Origin of the sequence: Candidatus Erwinia haradaeae (assembly GCF_900698925.1) — a bacterium.
GTDB lineage: Bacteria > Pseudomonadota > Gammaproteobacteria > Enterobacterales > Enterobacteriaceae > Erwinia_E > Erwinia_E haradaeae_I.
In genome coordinates this window covers 173,208-197,571 of record NZ_LR217713.1, presented here as the reverse complement: position 1 = coordinate 197,571, position 24,364 = coordinate 173,208, and the positions used below count along the sequence as shown (strand labels likewise).

Annotated in this window: 15 protein-coding genes; 5 read left to right on the top strand and 10 right to left on the bottom strand. The window is 28.9% G+C overall.

What is annotated here, in order from left to right; genetic code table 11:
* Positions 1 to 90: 90 nt before the first annotated feature.
* The 4 genes from rpmI to trmB all read right to left on the bottom strand — a co-directional run bounded on the left by rpmI (position 91) and on the right by trmB (position 3,876).
* Positions 91 to 288 carry a 50S ribosomal protein L35 gene (gene rpmI / locus HACICURV3402_RS00605; RefSeq protein ID WP_157992443.1) on the bottom strand — a complete coding sequence of 66 codons (198 nt, stop codon included), beginning with the start codon at positions 286 to 288 and terminating at the stop codon, positions 91 to 93.
* Between the two features lie 71 nt (positions 289 to 359).
* Complete coding sequence (gene infC, locus HACICURV3402_RS00600; protein WP_157992885.1) at positions 360 to 908, bottom strand: translation initiation factor IF-3; 549 nt, start codon at positions 906 to 908, stop codon at positions 360 to 362.
* 18 nt (positions 909 to 926) lie between these two features.
* Positions 927 to 2,852, bottom strand: coding sequence for a threonine--tRNA ligase (thrS, locus tag HACICURV3402_RS00595; protein WP_157992442.1), 1,926 nt, complete (start codon positions 2,850 to 2,852; stop codon positions 927 to 929).
* A 304-nt stretch (positions 2,853 to 3,156) separates the two neighbouring features.
* On the bottom strand, positions 3,157 to 3,876 hold the full coding sequence (gene trmB / locus HACICURV3402_RS00590) for a tRNA (guanosine(46)-N7)-methyltransferase TrmB (RefSeq protein WP_157992884.1): 720 nt from the start codon (positions 3,874 to 3,876) through the stop codon (positions 3,157 to 3,159).
* Between the two features lie 3,116 nt (positions 3,877 to 6,992).
* Here trmB and HACICURV3402_RS00585 point away from each other — a divergent pair.
* On the top strand, positions 6,993 to 7,694 hold the full coding sequence (locus tag HACICURV3402_RS00585) for a TerC family protein (RefSeq protein ID WP_157992441.1): 702 nt from the start codon (positions 6,993 to 6,995) through the stop codon (positions 7,692 to 7,694).
* A gap of 1,420 nt (positions 7,695 to 9,114) precedes the next feature.
* Here the strand turns inward: HACICURV3402_RS00585 and rnt are convergent.
* From rnt to mutY, 4 genes are all read right to left on the bottom strand, one after another.
* On the bottom strand, positions 9,115 to 9,756 hold the full coding sequence (rnt, locus tag HACICURV3402_RS00580) for a ribonuclease T (RefSeq protein WP_157992440.1): 642 nt from the start codon (positions 9,754 to 9,756) through the stop codon (positions 9,115 to 9,117).
* A 1,164-nt stretch (positions 9,757 to 10,920) separates the two neighbouring features.
* A complete protein-coding gene (gene mltC / locus HACICURV3402_RS00575; RefSeq protein ID WP_157992439.1) occupies positions 10,921 to 12,000 on the bottom strand; it encodes a membrane-bound lytic murein transglycosylase MltC in 1,080 nt (359 codons plus the stop codon).
* 70 nt (positions 12,001 to 12,070) lie between these two features.
* Positions 12,071 to 12,319 carry an oxidative damage protection protein gene (locus HACICURV3402_RS00570; protein WP_157992438.1) on the bottom strand — a complete coding sequence of 83 codons (249 nt, stop codon included), beginning with the start codon at positions 12,317 to 12,319 and terminating at the stop codon, positions 12,071 to 12,073.
* A 26-nt stretch (positions 12,320 to 12,345) separates the two neighbouring features.
* The gene (gene mutY, locus HACICURV3402_RS00565) at positions 12,346 to 13,401 is read right to left on the bottom strand and encodes an A/G-specific adenine glycosylase (RefSeq protein WP_157992437.1); all 1,056 of its coding nucleotides are present in this window, start codon (positions 13,399 to 13,401) and stop codon (positions 12,346 to 12,348) included.
* 1,579 nt (positions 13,402 to 14,980) lie between these two features.
* Between mutY and HACICURV3402_RS00560 the strand changes: the two genes are divergently transcribed.
* Both HACICURV3402_RS00560 and pta read left to right on the top strand, forming a co-directional pair.
* Positions 14,981 to 16,186 carry an acetate kinase gene (locus HACICURV3402_RS00560; protein WP_157992436.1) on the top strand — a complete coding sequence of 402 codons (1,206 nt, stop codon included), beginning with the start codon at positions 14,981 to 14,983 and terminating at the stop codon, positions 16,184 to 16,186.
* 286 nt (positions 16,187 to 16,472) lie between these two features.
* Positions 16,473 to 18,644, top strand: coding sequence for a phosphate acetyltransferase (pta, locus tag HACICURV3402_RS00555; protein ID WP_157992435.1), 2,172 nt, complete (start codon positions 16,473 to 16,475; stop codon positions 18,642 to 18,644).
* A gap of 581 nt (positions 18,645 to 19,225) precedes the next feature.
* On the opposite strand, the gene HACICURV3402_RS00550 is transcribed toward pta, so the two are convergent.
* Positions 19,226 to 19,576, bottom strand: coding sequence for an HIT domain-containing protein (locus HACICURV3402_RS00550; RefSeq protein ID WP_157992434.1), 351 nt, complete (start codon positions 19,574 to 19,576; stop codon positions 19,226 to 19,228).
* 643 nt (positions 19,577 to 20,219) lie between these two features.
* Positions 20,220 to 20,756 (bottom strand): inorganic diphosphatase, encoded by a 537-nt coding sequence (gene ppa / locus HACICURV3402_RS00545; protein WP_157992433.1) that lies wholly within the window; start codon positions 20,754 to 20,756, stop codon positions 20,220 to 20,222.
* A 1,020-nt stretch (positions 20,757 to 21,776) separates the two neighbouring features.
* On the opposite strand from ppa, the gene HACICURV3402_RS00540 reads away from it, so the two are divergent.
* Together HACICURV3402_RS00540 and bamB are read left to right on the top strand one after the other, a co-directional pair.
* Complete coding sequence (locus HACICURV3402_RS00540; protein ID WP_157992432.1) at positions 21,777 to 22,394, top strand: Fe-Mn family superoxide dismutase; 618 nt, start codon at positions 21,777 to 21,779, stop codon at positions 22,392 to 22,394.
* Positions 22,395 to 22,824: 430 nt separating this feature from the next.
* Positions 22,825 to 24,009, top strand: coding sequence for an outer membrane protein assembly factor BamB (gene bamB, locus HACICURV3402_RS00535; RefSeq protein ID WP_157992431.1), 1,185 nt, complete (start codon positions 22,825 to 22,827; stop codon positions 24,007 to 24,009).
* The last annotated feature ends 355 nt before the right edge of the window (positions 24,010 to 24,364 follow it).

The following is a 24,364-nucleotide window of genomic DNA, read 5'->3' as shown; positions in this document are numbered from 1 at the left end:
TGAGCTCTCCTAATTAATTGTTTTATACACTTATCTCTTTCTATTGTAGAGATTCCGAATAAATACATCATTCAATAACAAAAAATTATCTTATTTATAAGGCAAACATGCTATGACTAAACCTAAATCACTTTTAGAAACCATGGTTTTAGAACGTAAATGACGTTTACGTTTAGTGGATTTTTTTGTCAAAATATGACGAAGGTTAGCATGTTTATGCTTGAAACCACCCGATGCAGTCTTCTTAAAACGCTTTATAGCACTACGTACAGTTTTAATCTTCGGCATATCAGCTATCTACTTTTGATAATTAGTTAAAAAAGAGAGATAAAGTTCTCATGATACCATAGCAATACTAACTACTTCTTCTTTGGCGCAAGAATCATAATCATCTGACGACCTTCAATTTTATTAGGAAAAGATTCAACAATGGCTACATTTAGCTCTTCACATAAATCCTTGCGCACACGATTAATTACCGCCATACCTATTTGTTGATGCGCCATTTCACGACCACGAAAACATAGAGTGATTTTAGCTTTATCTCCATCCTCTAAAAAACGAATTAAATTCCGTAATTTTACTTGATAATCTCCATCATCAGTGCCAGGACGAAATTTAATTTCCTTAACTTGAATAACTTTTTGTTTTTTTTTCTGTTCCTTATATGATTTATTTTTTTCATAAAGAAACTTCCCATAGTCCATAATACGACAAACGGTAGGGTCAGCGTTAGGGCTAATTTCAACAAGATCAACGCCAGCTATCTTAGCTTTTTCTAAAGCTTCATTCAAGCTAACGATACCAAGCTGTTCACCGTCAAAATCTGTTAAACGTACCTTAGAAGCACGAATATCCTCATTTATACGATTTGGACGAACTGGTTGAACTCTCTTTCCGACTTTAATACTTTACTCCTCCAGATATTAATCCATTAATCGTAAATTACGATTGAATATTTCATCTTGTAATCTTACCAACCACTCAGATAAATTTAGAAATCCTAAATCTTTACCATCTCGCTTTCGAACAGATACTGCACCCTGTTTCATCTCTCTATCACCACAAACTAATAGATAGGGCACATGGCGTAAAGTATGTTCACGAATTTTCAATCCAATCTTTTCATTTCTTAAATCTGATTGAACACGAATTCCTGCATTCTGCAACGTCTGGACTAATTCTGCAACATATTTAAATTGCATCTTAGTTACATTCATTACTACTACTTGTAATGGAGCTAGCCAAGTAGGAAAACATCCCGCATATTCTTCTATTAATATTCCAATAAAACGCTCCATTGACCCTAATATAGCACGATGAATCATCACTGGGACCTGACGTTGATTATCTCTGTCAATATAAAATGCATTTAAACGGGAAGGTAATATAAAATCTAATTGTATTGTACCACATTGCCAAGCCCTATCAAGACAATCATATAAAGTAAATTCAATTTTCGGACCATAAAAAGCAGCTTCACCCGGCTGGTATTCAAAAGGAATATTATTAGTTTTCAATGAAGTAACCAAATCAGATTCTGCTCGATCCCACAGCGAATCATTAACCATAAGTTTTAAAGGGCGCGTAGAGAGCTTGACTAAAATTTTTTGAAAACCAAAAGTACTATACATATCATATAGCATATGAATACAATTATTTAACTCATTAAGGACCTGGTCTTGTGTACAAAAAATGTGAGCGTCATCCTGGGTAAAATTACGCACACGCATTAAGCCATGCAATGAACCGGACAATTCATTACGATGACAACTACCAAATTCAGCCATACGCAAAGGAAGATCTCGGTAAGATTTTAAGCCCTGATTAAATATAAGAATATGTCCTGGACAATTCATTGGTTTAATACACAATTCACGATTTTCAGACGATGTAACAAATATCGCCTCTTTGTAATTATCCCAGTGACCAGTACGGTTCCACAGACTACGGTCCATCATCAATGGACCTTTTACCTCCTGATAATTATATACCCGAAGCCTGTTACGAACAAAAGTTTCTAACTCACGGAAAACACTCCATCCATGATTATGCCAAAAAACCATACCAGGAGCCTCTTCCTGCATATGATATAAATCAAGCTGTTTACTAATGTGACGATGATCACGTTTTTCTGCTTTTTTTAAATTACATAAATAAGACAACAGTTGGTTCTCGTTGGGCCACGCGGTACCATAAATGCGCTGTAACATCTTATTGTTTTGCTTACCACGCCAGTAAGCGCCAGAGATTTTATGAAGCTTAAAATGATGGCAAAATTGCATATTGGGTACATGTGGACCACGGCACATATCAATATATTCCTGATGGTAATAAAGACTCAGATGCATATCAGGATTAATGTCTTCATCTAAAATAGCTATTTTATATATTTCACCACGTGAAATAAAAATATCACGAGCTTCTTTCCAGCTCACCGTCCTCTTATATACATTATAATTGGTATTGGCTAAATAGTGCATACGTTGTTCAAGTAATTCTATATCATCCTTAGTTAATTTGTGTTCAAGATCAATATCATAATAAAAACCATTATCAATAACCGGACCAATTGCCATTTTAGTTAGTGGCCAAAGTTGTTTAATTGCATGACCTAAAAGATGAGCACATGAATGACGGATGATATCTATACCTATTTTGTCTTCTGAAGTAATTATGATCACCGATGCATCTGATGAAATTTGCTCACATGAATCGACTATCTCATTATTTACATACCCAGCAACACAGACTTTTGCTATTTCAGGAGAAATATCTTTAGCAATGTCCATCACACTAATAGGCTGGTTAAATAACCTCTTGCTACCATCAGAGAGGGTAATAAAGGGCATGCAGAATCCTTAATTAATTGTACAATAGAGATGTTTATGTTATAATTATTTTGATATTTTAAACTTATCTCAATACCTTCTAGTATTAGAATATAATAATACAAAACAAGATAGATATAAATTTAAAATTACAATATAACATAGATCATATGAATAGTAATGTTCTTATTTAATGAAAATCATTTTAGAAAAAATGAAAACCAAAATAACCTACAATCAATCAACCAATATTAACTAGTATTTATATCAAATCTTATGCTAATAAGGCTCAAAATATCTTATATAAATCAGAAATACGATAATTTTATTTTATTTTCTTAAACATCAAATCCCATGTACCATGACCTAATTGCTGACCTCTTTTCTCAAATTTTGTGATTGGTCTTGATTCTGGACGCATAATCCATTGACCATTACTGGATTGATTTTGATAACCCTGAATACTGTGTATAACCTTTAATACATATTCAGCATAAGCTTTCCAATCTGTAGCAAAATGAAAAATACCGTTTAATTCTAACCTAGAAAGAACTAGCTTAGCAAATGAACTTTGTACAAGGCGACGTTTATTGTGACGCACCTTATACCATGGATCTGGAAAAAAAATTTGTACTACATATAGTGAACCTAGTGGAATCATAGATTCCATAACTTCTACTGCGTCATGACATATTACACGAATATTCTGAATTCCAAGAGACTGAACCATTGATAAGCAAGAACCTACACCTGGTTTATACACTTCAATACCCAGGAAGTTATACTGTGGATTATCAGAAGCCATAGCTACTAAAGAAGACCCCATCCCAAATCCAATCTCTACAATCACTGGTGCTGTACGATTAAATACATTGGTAAAGTTAATGATATCCTTTTGATACTCAACGCCTATTTCTGGCCAAAATTCCTCCAATGCTCTCTTTTGACCTTTAGTAAAATGGCCTCGACGATGTACAAAACTAAGAATTTTTCTCCTATACACTTTCTGCTGTTGACCCTGTAATAAACTAGAACTAATTTTCATACAAGTACCTGTAGCAATTGACGATAGAACAAACAAGAACCACCATGTTTCCTCAATAGAAACAACAATGAATTAATTTAACTGTAATATTATATTCTCTTATTAATTACATACAATAAAAAATCTATTATGTCGGAGCTATTCTATTAAACATGATGGCATTATTCACATTAAACCTATGATTACTATATTTCGAAAGAAAGTAAAATATATACCAACATAGATCATTTATATTTCCTATACCGACTTAACGAACTCTAATGAATTAAAATGAATATAGATATTCAAATCTAATATAATTACAATTATTTTGTAGTATCTCGCGATACTATTTATTTATGATTTTTTATTCAAATGTATAGTTTCTTATTCGGATTGTATGAAAAATTTATTCTTTATTTATTTTAAAACTGTAAATAAAAAATTAAATTATATCTCTCTACGAGATCGTGTATGTATTTTACAAACATTATCAAATTTTGATATCACTCCATAAGACATATAGTATAAACTATTAATGATAAAATCCAATATATAAATCCAACCAATCTCTAATGAATATTAGAGACTTTATAAAGCAGAAATGCATGCATATTTTATTAAATAGTTTTATTATCTATAACTATTTAATTATTAACTTAGATATATAATCTAATATTAACAGATATATAATTTAATATTAACATCAATAAAATTTACACTTTTACTGATTACAACTTAATTATATATAAACCATTACACACAAAATATATATTTGATAAATATACACACATATGTCGAATGTCTGAATCATATTTTATTTATAATGGAATTTCTAATATATTAAAAATTAAAAAATAACTATTTAATACTAACAATATACAGTATCTCTTCTTGTAATATACAAATATAAAAACACTGATATAGTCAATATAAATACATATATATTAAATTTTATATTTAATTACATGTTTGAAAAAATAAAAAACTATATTTATACTTCAAACATAGATTATCTATATCTAATTATAATTACTATTAAATCTATTTATTTGATCAATAAAAACACAACGTTCAACAACCACATGAAGATCATGCATAAAATGTAAAATAAAATAAATAATATATATTATTACGTCTTAATTAACTTGTTCAAATCTTTTCGCTAGATGGGTAATGAATCTTATGTAAGTTATAATATTATTAATCTAAATCAATATATTTTAATAAATCTAACTCAATAGAATATACTTAAATGTTAAATTTGTAATAATATAATTATTAAAGATATCTATATCACTATAGATTAGTTATTACTATTAACTCACATTGATCTGATTCATATCATATCAATTAAAGTATAAAAATCTATGATATACACTGCATCTTAAAAATAAATTAATAAAAAATATTATTCATTTTTATGTATGGATGTAAAAGTGCAATGTATAAAAATCACATTACTACAACTCTGTTTTTTTAAAAAAAATAAATTCTAATTTTAGAACAAAATTTCTATGATAAATATCAGAATAAAAGAAAAATCTTCATATATAAAAAATTAAATATATATTTGCTATTTACATAGCGAATAGAATCTCTTCGCAACAACAACTGCTTCCTATCTTGTAATTCACTGATATCTGATAAAAATATGATCTAATAATCTAGACTATATCTAACAATTAATTTACTGTTAGCTCATAAATAACCCATAATAGACCAGATCATTATTGAAAGATTTCCATTAAAACAATCAATAAGATATTACTAATCCATATATATAGGATTAGGAAGAACTAAGAACATATTCATTTGTACATTACAAAACACTGCAAACATACCTATTCATCCAGTAATGCAAGGATAATACCTGCGCACTCTCACTTAATTTACAATAAAATATATGACGACCTGGCTTTAAAGAACACGTTTAATCTGAATGATTCTATTTAGTTAGAAAACTCTATACATAAACACTATTTATTAGAAAAATATTAAAAAATTAAATATCATTAACCCTAAATCCATAATATCAAAATTGATAACTAATTAGCACCATCCTAAAAATACTTTTTATTTCTACTCAAAGGATTCTTCTATCCATCAATCATAATTAATATGATGTCATCAAATATCATATATGAACTTTAATTTAAAAAATTAACTTATCTCACTCATCTAGACAACAATAACCTAAACTATTATCTATATATCTGTAGACAATCAATCGAAACTATTGAATTTATCTCTTATTATAAACATAATACACATGTTTTCAAAATATTAAAAATAAACTGATACATAATTCTATTATATAAAACTAAATAAATATAGATTATACTAATTTGTATTTTTATAAACTTACATTAGATTTATTTAATGTGAAAAAAATTCAGTTTATTGACAAATCCAATTCATAGTACTAAAGAATCTAAATATTAAAACTATAAATAAATACATTAAAATAAATCTAATATAACATATTTTGTTTAATTGTAAAAAATAATATTTAGCCTATAATCGAATTATAGAGTATTTAATATAATGTATTACATGAAAAAAATTAAAAAATAATTAAGTTAATAAATATATCCAATTATTTAATTATTCTATACTTAAAGATAAGATTCCTCATCTGGATATGATACATAAACTATTTATATAATCTATAATTAAGAACGTTCTATTTATTTATATAAAAAAATCAAGATTACCTACTTTATTTTTCGATCGATAGCGCCAAAATATTACCTAATTAAATAAAGAGTTGTCATTAAAAACATTGCGGAATCGTATATATATTGGTTTTTCTCAGGAAAAGAGTGTGATAAAAAATTTATTTTAACATAATATTATGCATGAAATTCTCGTAGTTTATTCTTAAACAGAATGTATAACGTAGTGACTTGCTTTCAAAATCATTGTTATTACAAATAGTAACACAAGTATTCATGTTATGTCGCATTGAAATAAGCTCCCTTGTCTAGCGTTATAAGCTATTAGTTATTTTCTTTAAAATTTATACGAAGTTTATATGATTTCTACTATAATGATAGAATAAATTAAGATTAAATTTTTATTTATGTATTTTTTTTGATTTATTATCATTACTACATTAAAGGTATTATGAAACAATGTATGAATGGATTTCTAATTTAGAAAATTGGTTAACCTTAAGTACACTAACAATTCTAGAAATTGTTCTTGGTATTGATAATATTGTCTTTCTATTACTAATAGTAGGTAAATTGCCTATACATCAGCAACATATTGCCCGATTTTTAGGTTTATCTGGTGCAATGGTTATAAGGTTAATTTTACTCGCATCTCTAACATGGCTCACTCATCTAAAAGAACCATATATTACTTTTATACATCATGTGTTTTCTCTTCATGATCTAATATTACTGTGTGGTGGACTCATCCTGCTTTGTAATATAAGCACAGAGTTATACAAGGGTATAAAAGACGTTCAGAATGAACAAAAAATAAAGATGTGTTCTTTTTTAGGAGCTATGATACAAATTATTTTTTTAGATATTATTTTTAGTTTAGATTCTCTTATTACAGCAATTGGTATATCTAATAATTTCATAATAATGATGGCATCAGTCATAATTTCAGTATTAGTCATGATGTTCAGTTCCGAACTGATTAGTCATTACATTGAGCGTTATCCATCAATAAAAATATTAGCACTTTTTTTTCTTTTTTTAATTGGCTGTAAATTGGTATTAGAGGGTTTTCATATTTACATTTCACAAAATTATATTTATTGTTTGATAGCTGTATGTGGATTATTAAAGCTGTTTCATGTTACCTATCACCAAAAGTAATCTTACTAATCTTAACTTATCATATTCAAGTAAGTTAATATTTTGATTAAAACCATTCTCATTATGTAGTTTTTATTTCTCGTGTGTAGGTTTATTTTGTGATTTTAACAATAATAATGAATAATTATAATATAGTATAACCCATATGGAGAGTCTTTTATTAAAACAATTTATATTGTTAATTTTTTTAAATATATTTACGAAAAATGTAGTGAATATTTTGATACAAAGATATGTTAAATCAAGAATTAATATAGAAAATATTTTTTTCAAAAACATATTTTCTATATTAATTACGAAAATTTCGTGCATGATATGATCGTAAAGTCAATATTTTGATCACTTCATCCTTTTGAGAGAAAATAACCATCATTTATGTGATACCACAATATATTTAATAAAATTTCCATCATAAATTAAGAAACATCCTAATGTTTTCTAGTGAAAAATTAAGAATTTTATCCTCTATGTTATATTCATCAATAGAAAATGCTTATATATGGATCATATAAATAGTTTCTTCATGCTATTAAGATAACAAATTTGATCTTTAACTATAGAACTTTAAATAATTAGATATTGTAAGACATTGAATCATTTTTAACTATCATTAGTTAATAAATTATATAAAAAAAGAGATGTGATCAAATCATAAAGAAAATTTGCTATCTGATCGCAAGCAGCATAGAATATTTATCTATAAAAAAACCTTACACTCATGAAATATATTATATAACACGTATCCTAAAAATACTCTTTCATCCTAGACTGCTCACGCTTCTGGAAGAATGTAAACTGTATATAAGAAATACTAAATATTTATTAAAAATCAACACATATAATTGTTTTATGAATTGATATAAAAATCAAAACATAGTATTCCTATTTATACCAAAATCAATCACATATGATAAAATAGAAATATACTGCGAATATTATTAAGATTCACAGAATATCTAAATTAATTCCATATCCAAAATATATAATCTTAAAAAAGTTATCATAATAAAAAATTATTTATTATTTAAAATCCCTCTACACATATCAAGACCAATTCAAACTCTCGAATAAAACATCATAAATAAAATAATAATTTTTACCAAATTCCATAATTACAAATAATCTATTCATTCAATCATATTGAATCTTGTTTGTCATAAGATAAAAAATCTTATTTATATTCAAAATATATATTCTTATTCATAAAAAATACACATTTATTTCTTCCTATACATAAATAACATATCGACAAACTTGACTATGTACACGCTCTAATTGTTTCAAATCAGTGATCTACGGAAACCTAGTTAGTGACTATTAAATTTTAAAACAATTAACCATATTAAAAAATAATATATTTCTATTTAAACATACTTCAATTCTCTCCTTGTATTAATTTCTGGGTCATTCCTAGCACAAGTTATACACCATCAACTAATGGCCAACCACCGAGGCGCTTCCAGCGATTTACAAGTTCACAAAACAGATCTGCAGTCTGCATAGTATCATATAATGCTGAGTGCGCTTGTGTATTATCAAATGGTATACCTGCCGTAAGACATGCTTTGGATAATACTGTTTGGCCTAAAACCAAACCACTCAAAGCAGCAGTATCAAATGTAACAAAAGGATGAAATGGATTTCGTTTCAAACTGGCCCTTTCAGCAGCAGCCTGCATAAAATTTAAATCAAATGTAGCATTATGCGCCACCATAATTGCTCGATTACAACCACTAACTTGCACCCCTTGACGAACCAATTGAAAAATTGCATGTAAAGCTTCTGATTCGCAAACCGCACCACGTAAAGGATTACCTGGGTCAATACCATTAAATGCTAGAGCTTCAGGATGAAGAAGTAGTCCAGGAAAAGGTTTAACGTGAAAGTGCAGTGTTTTATCTTTTCCTAGCCAACCGTGGTTATCCATTTTTAGCGTAACTGCCGCAATCTCTAATAACGCATTAGTTCTAGGATCAAACCCAGCAGTCTCAATATCAATAACTACAGGATAAAAACCACGAAAACGGCTGTTTAAAGTATTCAGCTCATTTAAATCATGCATTGGATATCTCATTCTTAAAAACTAGCATGCATTATAACAATTTTTACTATAGGGCTAATTGTGACAAACCTATAGAAACTTAATTGCCAATATTTTCTCTCATCTCTTGTGATTTATATATCTAACCTAATCAATCTTATAGGTTTTATAAAAAATTCAAACGTAAAAAATACTCATATATTGTATTTAACAATAGACCAGGAATTCTCTGTTCACGTCATGATGAACTTAAAATTAAAACCATCAATATAACAAATACAATAATTACTGTATTTTGTTAAAATAATTTTAATTAACATTTATAGTATAACTACATATCCATATTATAATTTACATAATATTTTTATCTTAAAAACAAGATGTATAAAAATTAATTTTATAAAAATTTTTTAAATAAAAATAATCTCCTTTACATTAATAATATTTATAGGATCAATACACAATTCAATGAATAAAAAAATAAAAAATCAAATATAATTTAAATTATTTGTACTTAAGTATTATATATCTTAATAAAGAAACTCATATGGAAAGTACAGTTTTGTCTTGTAAATGAATACTTCATATTAACAACTAACCATATTAGATCATTTTTTATCTTAATAATATACATTATATTAATTATAATATTACAAAAAAATTTAATGATTTAATTAGAAGTTTTAACGATACTGCTTCATCTCCACATAAAACAGATATAATAGAAGCCTATTTAATAAATATATGTATTACATCAAGAACTATAGAATTAATAAAATAATCACTTCAATGATGCCAAAACCTATCATCTGACGTAAAGAACATAGCTATAAACAATACATTGTATTTATTTTTTTTAAAAAGCTACTCAATATTCATATGTACTAATGTTATTCATAAATCTATATTTTGAGATCAATAAACTAAATCAATATGACCCTCATATTCAAAAGAGCAAAAAATCACCAAACTAGCTTTAATATATTCTATGAAAATAACTGATATTGTATAAAAATAACTGAAAAATAATTTTTTATTCATATTTAGCCATTCATCTCTAAAGACTGATCAGCATATTGTGATCACATCCTTTGCTATCAAAACCTTTGAATATGGAAAGATCCAAAAAAATCACATACCGATTTATCACTCAAACAATCAATATATAAAATATAGTAGTTCTAATTAGTATCGATAGTAATATTTTTGTGCATCATTAACTTTGTATAAATACCGACGTGACTCCGGAGCAGGATGTTGATATCTTAGTGTGTGATAAACTTCCGAAGAAGACAGTTGATTAATAATACGAAAAGCAGAATTTTTATCACTAGAAAATACACGTAAAACACTACCCGCCCCACCATGATACGCAGCAATCACAGCATATCTCCGTGAAATCGGATTGATAATATTAGATAAATAATTACTTTGTAATATCGAAAGATAAGCAACTCCAGTATCGATATTATTTTCTGGATCCAAGAGATACCTACGACTAGGTTTTCCCCATTTTCCCTGCATTCGAAACACATCTATTCCAGCAGTCTCCCGCATTACCTGCATGAGCCCTAGTGCATTCGCATCGCTGACTGCATATTGATTAAAACTAGATTCAATCTGCATGACAGCTAAAATAAGAGACTTAGAAACCCCATATCGTTGAGCGACTTTATGTACTATGGGTAAATATTTTTTGATACGCTTATCAAGATGATTAGAAACCATTGGAATGGTAACGGACCAGATAAGACGAAACCCCGAATGACGACATTTTTGTTTTGTCTTAATCAGATAATCAGCATAACTTGCAGCGTTTTCTTTCTTCCAAATTGGCCTTCCATTATCATCTAGTACTTGTCCATATAAAAGGGGTTTTTTATAATTTTTAGTAATGTTTATATCGGAATCAACATTAATATTATCTGGATCATCACCAGTTAAGAGGGTATTGATAATCGCTTTGCGTAAACTAGCTTTTGGATTAACGCTTACTACAGTCGCAAAAGTAATCCAACCTTCTTCAAAGTTAATATGACTACGAGTATAGTACTGATCGCTATACCGTACATAATCTTTTGGACCAGTAATTAATACCTCTTTAATCCCCCAAATCTTATCAATGTTATTAGCAAATTGCCCAATTAAGATATCAAAAGAATTGGTATCTTTACTCCGAAGATCATGAAAAGAATCATCTTTCCCTCCAGAGCAAGAAACTAATAATGTCGATAGAGTTAATAAATAAATTAATGTTTTATACATATTTTAAACTTACAACAAAATTTAGCATGTTTCCTAATTAATAAAAAATACTTATTTTAAAAAACATTCTTTAATGTGGGACTGAATCTCTATTGAATAAAAACTGAATCATTTCCTTTTCTAATACTTCTCGATCATTCTTATTAAGAAGATTTAATTTATTTTCATTAATTAACATTGTTTGCTTATTAACCCACTGAAACCATGCCTTTTTAGAAATTTCAGTAAAAATACGTTTTCCTATATCACCAGGATATATCTGGTAATCCAAGCCTTCGGCACTACGTTGTAAAAACGTACAAAAAATAATCCGACTCACAATGTACCCTCTTTTTTAGAAAAAGACTAAATCATGTATGTTGAGTAACGTAAGATATTAAGAAGACGCGCTATTGGTGCCGCAAGACCAACAACAGGAGGATGCAGTAAGTTATACCATAGACCAACACCATAATGATTTGTTTCACTAATAGAAGAAACCTTAACCACAACAGGTATAATATCTAAACACAAATGACTAAAAGTATGACGAATTAAATCCATTTGGTATGATTGACAATCACTCAGTACATACTGTTTTATCGATAAACGCAATTCCAATTCACTCTCATACTGAGGGAAGCAAAAAAGACCAGACCAGATACCATGCAATGGGCGCTTTTGCATCCAAATCTTTTCTCCTTTTTGAATCAATAAGAACCAGATTTTTTGACTTGGGCGAATAACACGAGGCTTCTTTTCTGGATACTCCATCCAAGAAGAATTAATATGAGAATTACACCCCCTATATATTGGGCAAGCTAAACATCTTGGATTGAACTTAGTACAGATAAGAGCACCTAAATCCATCATAGCCTGATTATATTCTCCAGTATTAGAGAAGGGGGTAATTGCTGTACTTATTGACCATAATTTTTTTTCTATCCCTGGTAGTCCAGGCCAACCGGATATAGAAAAATAACGAGTAAGAATGCGCTTGACATTCGCATCAAGAATAGGAAGACTTTTCCCCAGCGTAAGAGATAAAATAGCGCCAGCAGTAGAACGGCCTATTCCAGGTAGGGCTAACACCTCTTCTAACCTTGTGGGGAAAATACCATCATGCTCGCTAACAATAACTTGTGCCGATTTATATAAGTTACGTGCACGTAAATAATAACCCAATCCCGTCCATAAATATAATATATCATCTAAAGATGACATCGAGAGAGCCTTGATATCAGGAAATCTTATTACAAAACGCTCAAAATAGGGAACAACAGTAGATACCGATGTCTGTTGCAACATCACTTCCGAAATCCAAACCCTATATAATGTTTTATTTCGCTGCCACGGAAGGTTTTTTCGTCCGTGATTTTTATACCAAAGCAAAATTTTTTTTGCAAACCCTTTAACCTGCATTGTTTATATTTGACCTATAAAACAATATATTAAACTAAAAAAATTGAAGCACATTAACACAATTATCAAATAATCCATCTCTATATATCATAGAACTTAAAACACAAAAGGTAAAATATACTATAATGTATATTACTTTTTCATCAATTAAATGCATAACAATATAATCTATTATAATTTTTTTATATACACAGTATCAGTTCTATATGACTAATATCTGTTTATAGAACAAACCAAATTTTGTATATTGTTCTTCTATAAAAATTACCATATAAAAAAATAAATAATTTTTCTTAAAACTTATAAATACATTGAATACAACACATCTGACTATCGTGGCAGTTTAATACATAACACATCTTTTTACTGCCTAATCTGATCATATATAAACCACTAACTTGTAACTGCTAATAACGTTTTCAGACTATTATGAACTATAAATAACTATGCGATCTAATATAGTACCATCTTATCTAATAAAAAATAAAATATAAGACCAAATATCAGTTCAGTTCATCGTTCATCTAAATGAACAACAACAAAAGATATTTATTAAATTATATGAGTAATATCTATTACGTTCATATAAGTCGGATTATAAAATTAATACTTTTTCAAGATATCTCTATTAATCACAGCGAAATGTAATATCAACACCATGCTATAATATACGTCATTACCTATTAAAATCTTCTTGTTATTCAAGATTTTATTGATTCTATAACTCATCCTTTGTAGATATATTTAATATTAAATCAATATATTTATAAAATTTTATTTTATATGACATCATATATTATTGACTCTAATTCAACACATTTACTCTATCAACTAAAATCAAGATTAAATATGATTGTAAGGTCTCATATTCCATTCATAAATAATCTAGATAATCAACTCAAGACTGATTATTCTTTTAGAATAATCCAATCACATATATTAAATTATAAATTGTTTACTTATATTTAAAAACTCATAACAACTATCCCTCGCAACCATAATTAACCAAAAATAAAATAAACAATTTTATTGTTCTATTTATATTTGTTTAAATATTAAAAATAATGATCTGAACCATTCATTCATCTACTAGATAAAATATATATACTCATTTTTTTAAAAACTAAAAGATTACTATAATAGATTAAAAATCATATCATTAAAAATCATAAAATATATAAATCTAATTAGTTAAGAAAAAATTAAACATATACTCATTCTATTCATAGAATAATCCTAAAACTATTGATTACAAAAAAAGGATCTACAGAGTTCTCGTTTATATATGAAAATAAAGTAAAACAATTAAAACTTATTTAAAATTAACCATATGTATATATCAGTATTACTTTTTTATTAATAAACTAAATGTTATACATTATTCTTAAATTTATTAGTAATAACGCACTATCTATAATATGCATTGAGTAATTATATAATAAATATGAAATCTGCTAGATATTAGAAAAAATATTGATTATGATATACTAAGTCATGTTTAAATATAATGAAAATAACATGATGACTCAAAGAAAATCTTTAATTCTTTCTCTGGTATCTTCAATATACGAGATCATTTATGTCAAATAATCTCATACTAGTTTTAAACTGTGGAAGCTCTTCCTTAAAATTTGCTATTATTGATCCCAGCAATACAAATCAATACTTGTCTGGTTTCGCTGAATTCTTACGTCTAGAAAAAACTCGAATTACCTGGATAATAGACGGCTTGAAGACAGAAACACATATAGACAATGGAGCACGACACAGAGAAGCCCTGATCTTCATAGTTAAATTAATTAAAGAAAACAAACCAAAACTTTTAAATCAAATTTCAGCTATAGGTCATCGCATTGTTCACGGCGGTCCTTATCTCACTCAATCTACCATCATAGATAAAGAATGCATAAAAAAAATCCATGATGCTTCTATATTTGCTCCTCTACATAATCCAGCTCATCTAATTGGAATTCAAGAAACGCTAAAAATATTTCCATTTTTATCTAATAAAAATGTTGCAGTTTTTGACACAGCGTTCCATCAAACAATGCCGGAATCTTCTTATCTTTATGCTCTACCCTACCATCTTTATCAACAATACGGTCTCCGGCGTTATGGTGCTCACGGTATTAGTCATTCCTATATCGCTCAAGAGGCAGTTAAATTTCTTAATAAACCCAGTTCACAACTGAATATTATTACCTGCCACTTAGGTAACGGGGGGTCAATTGCAGCTATTCGTAACGGACAATGCCTAGATACATCCATGGGACTCACACCCCTGGAAGGCCTAGTTATGGGGACGCGTAGTGGCGATATTGATCCAGCTATTGTTTTTTTTCTTCATGAAAAATTAAACATGACTATAGAAGATATTAATACGCTGCTGACTAAAGAATCTGGTATTCTTGGACTCACTGAAGTCACTAGTGACTTCCGTTATCTGGAAAAAAACTATAAAAATAAAAAAAATGCAAAACGTGCTATAGATGTCTATTGCCATAGATTAGCAAAATATATTGCATCTTATACTGCGTTAATGGACGGTCGATTAGACGCAGTTATTTTTACTGGAGGTATAGGAGAAAACTCATCCATCGTGCGTGAACTAACACTCAACAAACTCGGGCTTCTAAACATCAAAATCAATAAGAAAAAAAACCGTTCTATCCATTCTGGTCAATCTGGTTTTATCAATCAAAAAGGTTATTTACCAATTGTTGTATTACCAACCAATGAAGAATTAGTCATAGCCCAGGAAACTAATCGACTAACTAATGAATAATTTTGATTATCTTACATTACAACATAATAAAAAAATAAGTCAAAATGATTGAATACATTAAGATATGAGTTAAAACAATATCCCATACATAACACAATATCTATATATTTGATATATATTAATATACATAAAAAAAATAATACTTAAAAATAAATAATTACGTATGATATGTATCAAATTAAATATCATTTAATTCGTTTTTACACCCTGACAACTGGAAATGTTTTACGAAAAAGTCATTAGATTACACGCTTGTATCTAGTATAAAAATCTAGGAGAAAATATCATGTCACGACCTATTATATTAGTCCCTATCGATACCCGCATGAAATTAATCGGCACTATCTTAGGTATCCTAAATTTAGAGAAAAATACAGATACAAAACTGAGTGTCTTTGAACCATTTAAAAATCTTCAAAATGAAATCGATCCTCTCCAGAAACACAGTTTTATGTATAGTGATCATTCTAAAAAAACATTAATCCCTACAACTATTCCAGAAAATCACTTGGATTCTCTCCTAAAATCCGGTCAAATCGAAACTTTTGTAGAAGAAGTGATTATTCTATACTATCAATATAAAAAAAATACACACACAAAAAAAAATCACATAATCCTAATTCCAGGATTACAAGCAACACATAACCATCCATATGCCTTAGCCATAAACTATAAAATCGCTAGCGCTCTCGATTCTGAGATTATATTTGTTACAGACGTGGACACCTACTCTTGCCACAAACTACAAGAGCGTATTGCAATCCTGCACTCTAGCTTTAGCAACAAAAAAAACATAAAAATCACTGGTATAATCATCAATAAAATCAACACCCAATTCAAATATTCAGATCACATCTATACAAATCTAACAGAGATAAATCAATGTTCTAGCTTAAACCACAAAAAAAATATAAACATTAAAAAACTATGTACTAATGGCCCAATTCCAGTACTAGGATACATACCATGGACCCTGAAAGCTCTCGCACCACGCGCTCTTGATGTTTGTAATTATTTAAAAGCTAATATCATTAACGAAGGTGCCATTGCTTGTCGCCAGATAACATTAATTAAATTCTATTCTGGCACTTTAATAAACATGTTACCTTTATTCCGTCGCAAATCACTCCTTGTGATATCTTCTAATCGTCTAGACTTACTCGTGACCTGCTGTTTAGCAGAAAAAAACGATACAGAAATCTCCGCGATCCTCTTAACAGGACGTGATAACATCACAACATCTGTACAAAAAATATGTAAGGGGACTTTTCAATCTGACTTACCAGTTTTTCAGATTAAAAACAATAACTGGCGAAATGCATTAGATCTAACAAAACTCACTCTTGAAAAACTCAGTGGTAATATCCAAATTATGCAGCATATGACCACATATATCACTCGTCATTTAACTACTAAATGGATCTCCACTGTAAAACCAACAGAGAAAAAAAATTATAGTATTTCCCCATCAAAATTCCGCGATCAATTAGATAATCTTGCGCGTAAAGCCAACAAGCGTATTATATTGCCAGAAGGCGAGGAACTGCGCACCATGAAAGCAGCCTCTATATCAGCACAACGTGGTATCGCGACCTGTATACTTTTAGGTGATCCTAATAAAATTAAAAGTATTGCGATAAAAAATAATATCCATTTGAACGAAAAAATTGAAATTATTAATCCAGAAAATATACGGCAACTTTATATCAATCGCCTGGTAGAACTAAGACATACAAAGGGGATGGACAGTATCATTGCGAAAAAACAATTAATGAATAATATTATGCTTGGAACAATGATGCTAGAATCTGGTGCAGTTGATGGTCTAGTGGCTGGAACACTACATACTACCGCAGACACTCTTCGACCAGCACTTCAAATTATTAAAAAAAAAGTAAACAACTTACTAGTTTCTTCTATCTTCTTCATGCTCCTTCCCGAGCAAGTATTAATATATGGAGATTGCGCAATCAATATCAATCCAAATCCAGAACAACTAGCCGATATAGCCATCCAATCTGCACAGTCCGCTCTAACATTTGGTATTGAGCCTCGCGTAGCTATGATCTCTTACTCTACTGGTCTCTCAGGCTCTGGACCAGATGTTGAAAAAGTAAGGGAAGCTACTAATATCGCCAAAAAAAAATGCCCTCATTTAATCATCGATGGACCACTACAATATGATGCAGCAGTGGTACACGATATAGCTCAATCTAAAGCACCAAATTCACCAGTAGCAGGTCAAGCCACTGTCTTAATATTCCCCGATTTGAATACAGGTAATGCTACTTATAAAGCAGTACAGCGCACAGCTTGCATAAACTCTATCGGACCAATTTTGCAAGGTATGAAAAAGCCAGTCAATGACTTATCACGGGGAGCTCTGATCAATGATATTGTCTACACCATAGCTGTGACAGCTATTCAATCCTCAATAAAAAATGAAACACTTTGTTAAATATTATAGATATAAAGATAAATTCGAATATCATTTACAAAGCTAAATATACACAACATTCAGAGTCTGTGCGTACATAGGATGAAATGTTTAAAAAATACAATCTCAATTATCTGTCATTGTCTTAAAATTATATATAAAATTTATATATCAACATAAATTTTATCATAAAGCATATGATGAATGCTAACACAGTACAAATACCAGAAAAAATTTTAATATTTTAAGTTACTTGATGATCAATAATACAAAGCTTGCCTAAGTCTCTGTAAAAATTACACACCAAATATAACTCTGAAATAAAATAATTAAAAATAATATTTTACATTAATTCATAACTGAGAAATAAAATTCACATAATACACCAACTTAATTGATATATAAAAAAATCTTCTGCAACTAAGTTATTATCCTCTTCTTGAATTGATATTGTTCTATATCTAGACATCTGACATAAAAGACATATCTCACAATTGTTTAAAATCCTATGTAATTATATTTTATAATAAATAATTTTGTAAGAATTTAGAATAAAAAGTAATTATTATATCATTCATAGCATAAAATAGGGCTCTATAATTTTAAGCCCCTAATATCGATCCTAAAGGTTTCCCACCTAACAAGTGAAGGTGAATATGGTACACCTCTTGTCCGCCATGCTTGTTACAATTCATAACTAGACGATAGCCATCTTCTGCAATGCCAATGTTTTTTGCAATACCCACCGCTGCCATAAGTATCCGACCCAAAAGATGAGTATCACCATCCACAACATCGTTTAATGTTTTAATTTGTAAATTAGGTACAATTAAGATATGCACTGGAGCCTGAGGAAGCATATCACGGAATGCAGTAATATATTCATCTTGATAGACTATATCCGCTAAAACTTCACCCTTGATAATTTTGCTAAAAATAGTTCCATTTGACATCTGTAACTCCGGCATATCTATAAAAACGATATTATATTAGGAATAAGAATAAATGCATTCAAATGACATAGCTTTCTCTCTTGATAAAAACTGTGCTATTCACCTAATGACTAATTTTCTAATATATACATTAATCTATACATCTTAATAAATTAGATTTAGAGTATAACTAACACAAACCTCATGTATAAAACGTATGAGAAATGTCCTTAAACGTGCTAAAAATTGCACTCGACTATAGGTATAAAAAATAAAGACTGCAGTTCAATTGATATAAAAACTGATTAATCATTTTATGATAATAAAATATCAAATAAAAAATTTGACAATCTTAAAACCTAATAGGTTAAGAAAACATCTAGAACAAACTTCTATATAACATGTAGAATAAATTAATAAAATTAAGTCTTAACATATATCACTCTAAAATCAAATTTTTACAAAAAAATAAATATAGAAGTAATATCAAAATCAATTAATCAACTTAACATAATCAGAAATATTAATCTCTGTTAAAGTCCATGTAATAATAATCATTAAAATGACTTATTTTCTATCTTTGAATAATACCATTCAATAACAACTACTTTTCATATCTATCCAATATTAGAGAAAAACCATGATGATTCATAATTGTGTTAAATTACTCCCTTTTAGTATTAAAACGATGATGGCACGAAATAAGTTCATGTTTTGCAGCTTCTATGCCTTCCCAACCATTAATCTTCACCCATTTCCCTTTTTCTAGCTCTTTATAGTGCTCAAAGAAATGTATAATTTGTCTCCGAAGTAAATCTGGTAAATCACTGATGTCCTGTATATCATCATACTCCTCACTTAACTCATGTACTGGAACTGCAATTATTTTAGCATCCTGACCAGATTCATCACTCATTTTCAGCAAACCAATCGGACGAGACCTGATAGCAGATCCTATTTGCAGTGGATAAGGAGTAGGAACCAAGACATCAATTGGATCACCATCTAAAGAAAACGTATTATTAATATATCCATAATTACATGGATAAAACATAGTAGTAGCTACAAATCGATCTACAAATAAAACACCGGTATCTTTATCAACTTCATATTTGATTGGATAAGAGTGCGCAGGAATTTCAATGATAACATAAATGTCATGTGGAAAATCTTTTCCAGAAGGTATAGATTTTAAATTCATAGTTAAACCCTTAAAAAATAAAAAATCTTATGAGGTCATCGCTCTTACTACATAAATTACTGATTTCATAATAAAAATTATGGCATAGCAGAATTACGTCTATAAATTCAAGGAAGACTAAAATGAGCTATAAACCATAATAACAAAAAAATCCACCATGTTGTGAAATGGTGAGTTCGAATATCAGACCCTATTATACACTAAGAATATATCTAATTTTTTATTAAACTCATCAATCAAAACACAACCTGTATCTCATTATTACTGATTACTGCAATGCATGTGTAATGTTAATATATCCACTATATTAGTGATTAGTGTATCAACATACTTCTAGACCAATAATCAATGCTTAAACCTTTCTTTCAAAAAATTTATTTGCATAAAAATGAAAAGAACATTATCTTACTTTATAATAAGTATCTACCTAAATAAATGCCTGATATTGTCTAAGATCAAAGATTATTATCGATCAGATAAGGAATCTTCTTTAAATATTACTTATGAATACAAGGACCCTCTATTATAGAAATGTAAAATATAAAATATAATACCATAAAATTCTTGCAACACCTACAAGATGTTATTATAACATAAAATAATCGTAATATTATCCAATAACTAAATTTATAAAACATGTATACTCTAAACCTGATGATATAAATTAATTTTTAAAAAAAATAGAAAACTACTTGTAAAGTATAACCTCAATTTAATATTAATAAATATATCACATAAGGAACTGACTAATGAAAATAACCCATGTACTAAAATATAATATAAAAGAGTATAATTAAATTATAGAATAAATATAAAAATAGATATAATTAATATTAGAGAAATTAATAAGATATTTAATGCGGAATCGACATAAGACAAATCTATATAACATTAATCTTCATAATATTATTTATCATATATTTATTATATATTTCATAGTAATAGTAATATTATCCATGACATATTACTTCAGAATGATTACTTTAGTTAGTTACTTCTTAACCTCAAATGGAAAAAAATATGAGCTATGTACTACCAGCCCTCCCTTATGCATATGATGCTTTAGAACCATATTTCGATAAAAAAACAATGATCATACATCATACTAAACACCATCAAAGCTATATCAATAATGCGAATAGTGCGCTAGTAGAAAAAGAATTTTCTGATCTATCAGTTGAAGATTTAATTTCTAATATCGACCAACTACCTGAGAATAAAAAAGATTTTTTAAGAAATAATGCCGGTGGACATGCCAACCATAGCTTTTTTTGGAAAAATTTAAAAACCAATACATTGTTACATGGTCATTTAAAAAATGCTATTGAACAGAATTTCGGTAGTCTTCAATCCTTTCAATCTAAATTTGAAGAATCAGCCACTACACGTTTTGGTTCTGGGTGGACTTGGCTTGTAAAACAAGGTAATAAATTACTCATTGCGTCTACAGCAAATCAAGATAATCCCCTGATGGGAGAAACAATTTCTGGAATTTCTGGAATACCAATCATATCCCTAGATGTTTGGGAGCACGCCTATTATCTTAAGTATCAAAATAAACGATCTGATTACGTACAAGCTTTTTGGAACATCGTTAATTGGGATGAAGCAGAGTCAATTTTTGTCGCTTCCCAATAAACTATTCAAGAATACTAATCAAGACCATGAGACAGGTTTATACAATATTCCTTTATTACACGAATATAAACCTGTCACCGTAAATTATACATTAACAATACAAGGAACTATTTTATATTTTAAAAAATTTCTATATATAGCTATATACTTTTCTTCTCTTAATCAATCAAAAACAATATAAATAAACCCTTTAATTAATAAAAAAAACGTATGTAACATACAATTTATTTTCTAATCAATGCCATATTGCACATGCTTCAATTAAAAAATAGAAATATTGATTTGATCCAACGTTCTCCACACAAGAAAAAAGTCAGAACCCATTGGTATGAAAAGCCTATTATAACACCGAATTAAATATAGATGTACTTGAATACATAAACATCTAATATTTTTACCTAATCTCTGAGAGAGCGCAATGAGGTAAGTCATGAAATTAAATAAATTACTCATAACAGACCTGATATTAATCATACTAGTCAGCGGGTGTTCATGGAGTACTAGTACTGATCAAACAAGAAATATATCACCATTGCTAGCTATTCAAAATAAATTCACACCAATAAAACTGTGGAGTTTTAAAATAAGAGAGGAAAAGGAAAATATTTACTCAAAACTACATCCAACATCTTCGAATAAAACTATATATATTGCGAATCGCTACGGTATAATTAAAGCACTAAATTCTGATGATGGACAAGAAAGATGGAAAATTGACCTTTCAGAACATACAAATCTGTTCTCTAAAAACATTCCGGCATTACTCTCTGGCGGTTTAGTAGTTAATGAAAACCATATTTATGTTGGAACTGAACGAGCAAAAATATTTTCTATTCATACCCTAGATGGTTCAATTGAATGGGAAAAAAATGTTTCTGGTGAAGTATTATCTTCTCCAGTCATAAGCGATAACATATTACTTGTTCATACAAGTAACGGCATTCTACAAGGCTTAGATAAACGTAATGGGTTGATTAAATGGTCTATTAATCTGGATAAACCTACACTAAGTTTACGCGGACAATCTGAACCAACCATTAAGTTCCAAACCATTATTGTAGGAAGTGATAATGGTTATATTAGTGCAATTAACATTAATGATGGCCAGATGATCTGGCAAAAAAAAATTACTAGACCGCATGGTTCATCAGCCATCGATCGACTGACAGATATCGATTCATCCCCATTAATAATTAATGGCATAATATATGCGTTAGCATATAATGGAAACCTGACAGCGCTAACTATAGAATCGGGCCAGATAGTATGGGAACGTAACATTGGCTCATCTCATGAGATCATTAGTGATGGTACTAGAATTTTTCTGATAGAAAAAAATGATTGCTTAACCGCAGTAACCCTTGAGAACGGTACCAAAATTTGGCAACAAAGTGATCTTCTATACCGACAACTAACGCCACCCATCTTATATAATGGCTACTTAGTGGTAGGAGATAAACAAGGGTACTTATATTGGATCAATCCCAACACTGGACAAATCGTATCTCAAAATAAAATAGATAAAACTGGGTTTATTGCTAAACCAATCATTTCTAGTGACAATCTGTTAATTTTTCAGTCAAAAACAGGTCAAGTAACTGCGATTAAAAACTAAGCCTTGTCCATTAAGACAGAAAAGGAATTAAAAAAATCACTTATGCAGAATTAAAAATATATATTTAAACTAAATTCTTCAACTAGACGTATTCTACTAAACTTAGTATAACACATGAACATAAAGTGCACACATATCTCCAATGGAGATTAAAATATATCTTAACAGATCTTAATCAGAAAATCAGAATTTATTTAATCACACACTAGAATTTATTTAATAATACTCATTGATCTAATATACAGACAAAAAATAATTACTAACCCAATACAGATATCATGATTTATAACTGAATTATACATAAAAACTCGTTATATATAATTAAATTGTACTAAACATTAACAGTTTAGAATAA

Bases quoted from the DNA above. Each gene is read 5' to 3' on its own strand.
- HACICURV3402_RS00585 (WP_157992441.1), top strand. From the start codon at position 6,993: ATGTATGAATGGATTTCTAATTTAGAAAATTGGTTAACCTTAAGTACA.
- thrS (WP_157992442.1), bottom strand. From the start codon at position 2,852: ATGCCCTTTATTACCCTCTCTGATGGTAGCAAGAGGTTATTTAACCAG.
- mltC (WP_157992439.1), bottom strand. From the start codon at position 12,000: ATGTATAAAACATTAATTTATTTATTAACTCTATCGACATTATTAGTT.
- ppa (WP_157992433.1), bottom strand. From the start codon at position 20,756: ATGAATTTAAAATCTATACCTTCTGGAAAAGATTTTCCACATGACATT.
- HACICURV3402_RS00560 (WP_157992436.1), top strand. From the start codon at position 14,981: ATGTCAAATAATCTCATACTAGTTTTAAACTGTGGAAGCTCTTCCTTA.
- rnt (WP_157992440.1), bottom strand. From the start codon at position 9,756: ATGCATGATTTAAATGAGCTGAATACTTTAAACAGCCGTTTTCGTGGT.
- pta (WP_157992435.1), top strand. From the start codon at position 16,473: ATGTCACGACCTATTATATTAGTCCCTATCGATACCCGCATGAAATTA.
- HACICURV3402_RS00550 (WP_157992434.1), bottom strand. From the start codon at position 19,576: ATGTCAAATGGAACTATTTTTAGCAAAATTATCAAGGGTGAAGTTTTA.
- rpmI (WP_157992443.1), bottom strand. From the start codon at position 288: ATGCCGAAGATTAAAACTGTACGTAGTGCTATAAAGCGTTTTAAGAAG.
- bamB (WP_157992431.1), top strand. From the start codon at position 22,825: ATGAAATTAAATAAATTACTCATAACAGACCTGATATTAATCATACTA.
- mutY (WP_157992437.1), bottom strand. From the start codon at position 13,401: ATGCAGGTTAAAGGGTTTGCAAAAAAAATTTTGCTTTGGTATAAAAAT.
- trmB (WP_157992884.1), bottom strand. From the start codon at position 3,876: ATGAAAATTAGTTCTAGTTTATTACAGGGTCAACAGCAGAAAGTGTAT.
- HACICURV3402_RS00540 (WP_157992432.1), top strand. From the start codon at position 21,777: ATGAGCTATGTACTACCAGCCCTCCCTTATGCATATGATGCTTTAGAA.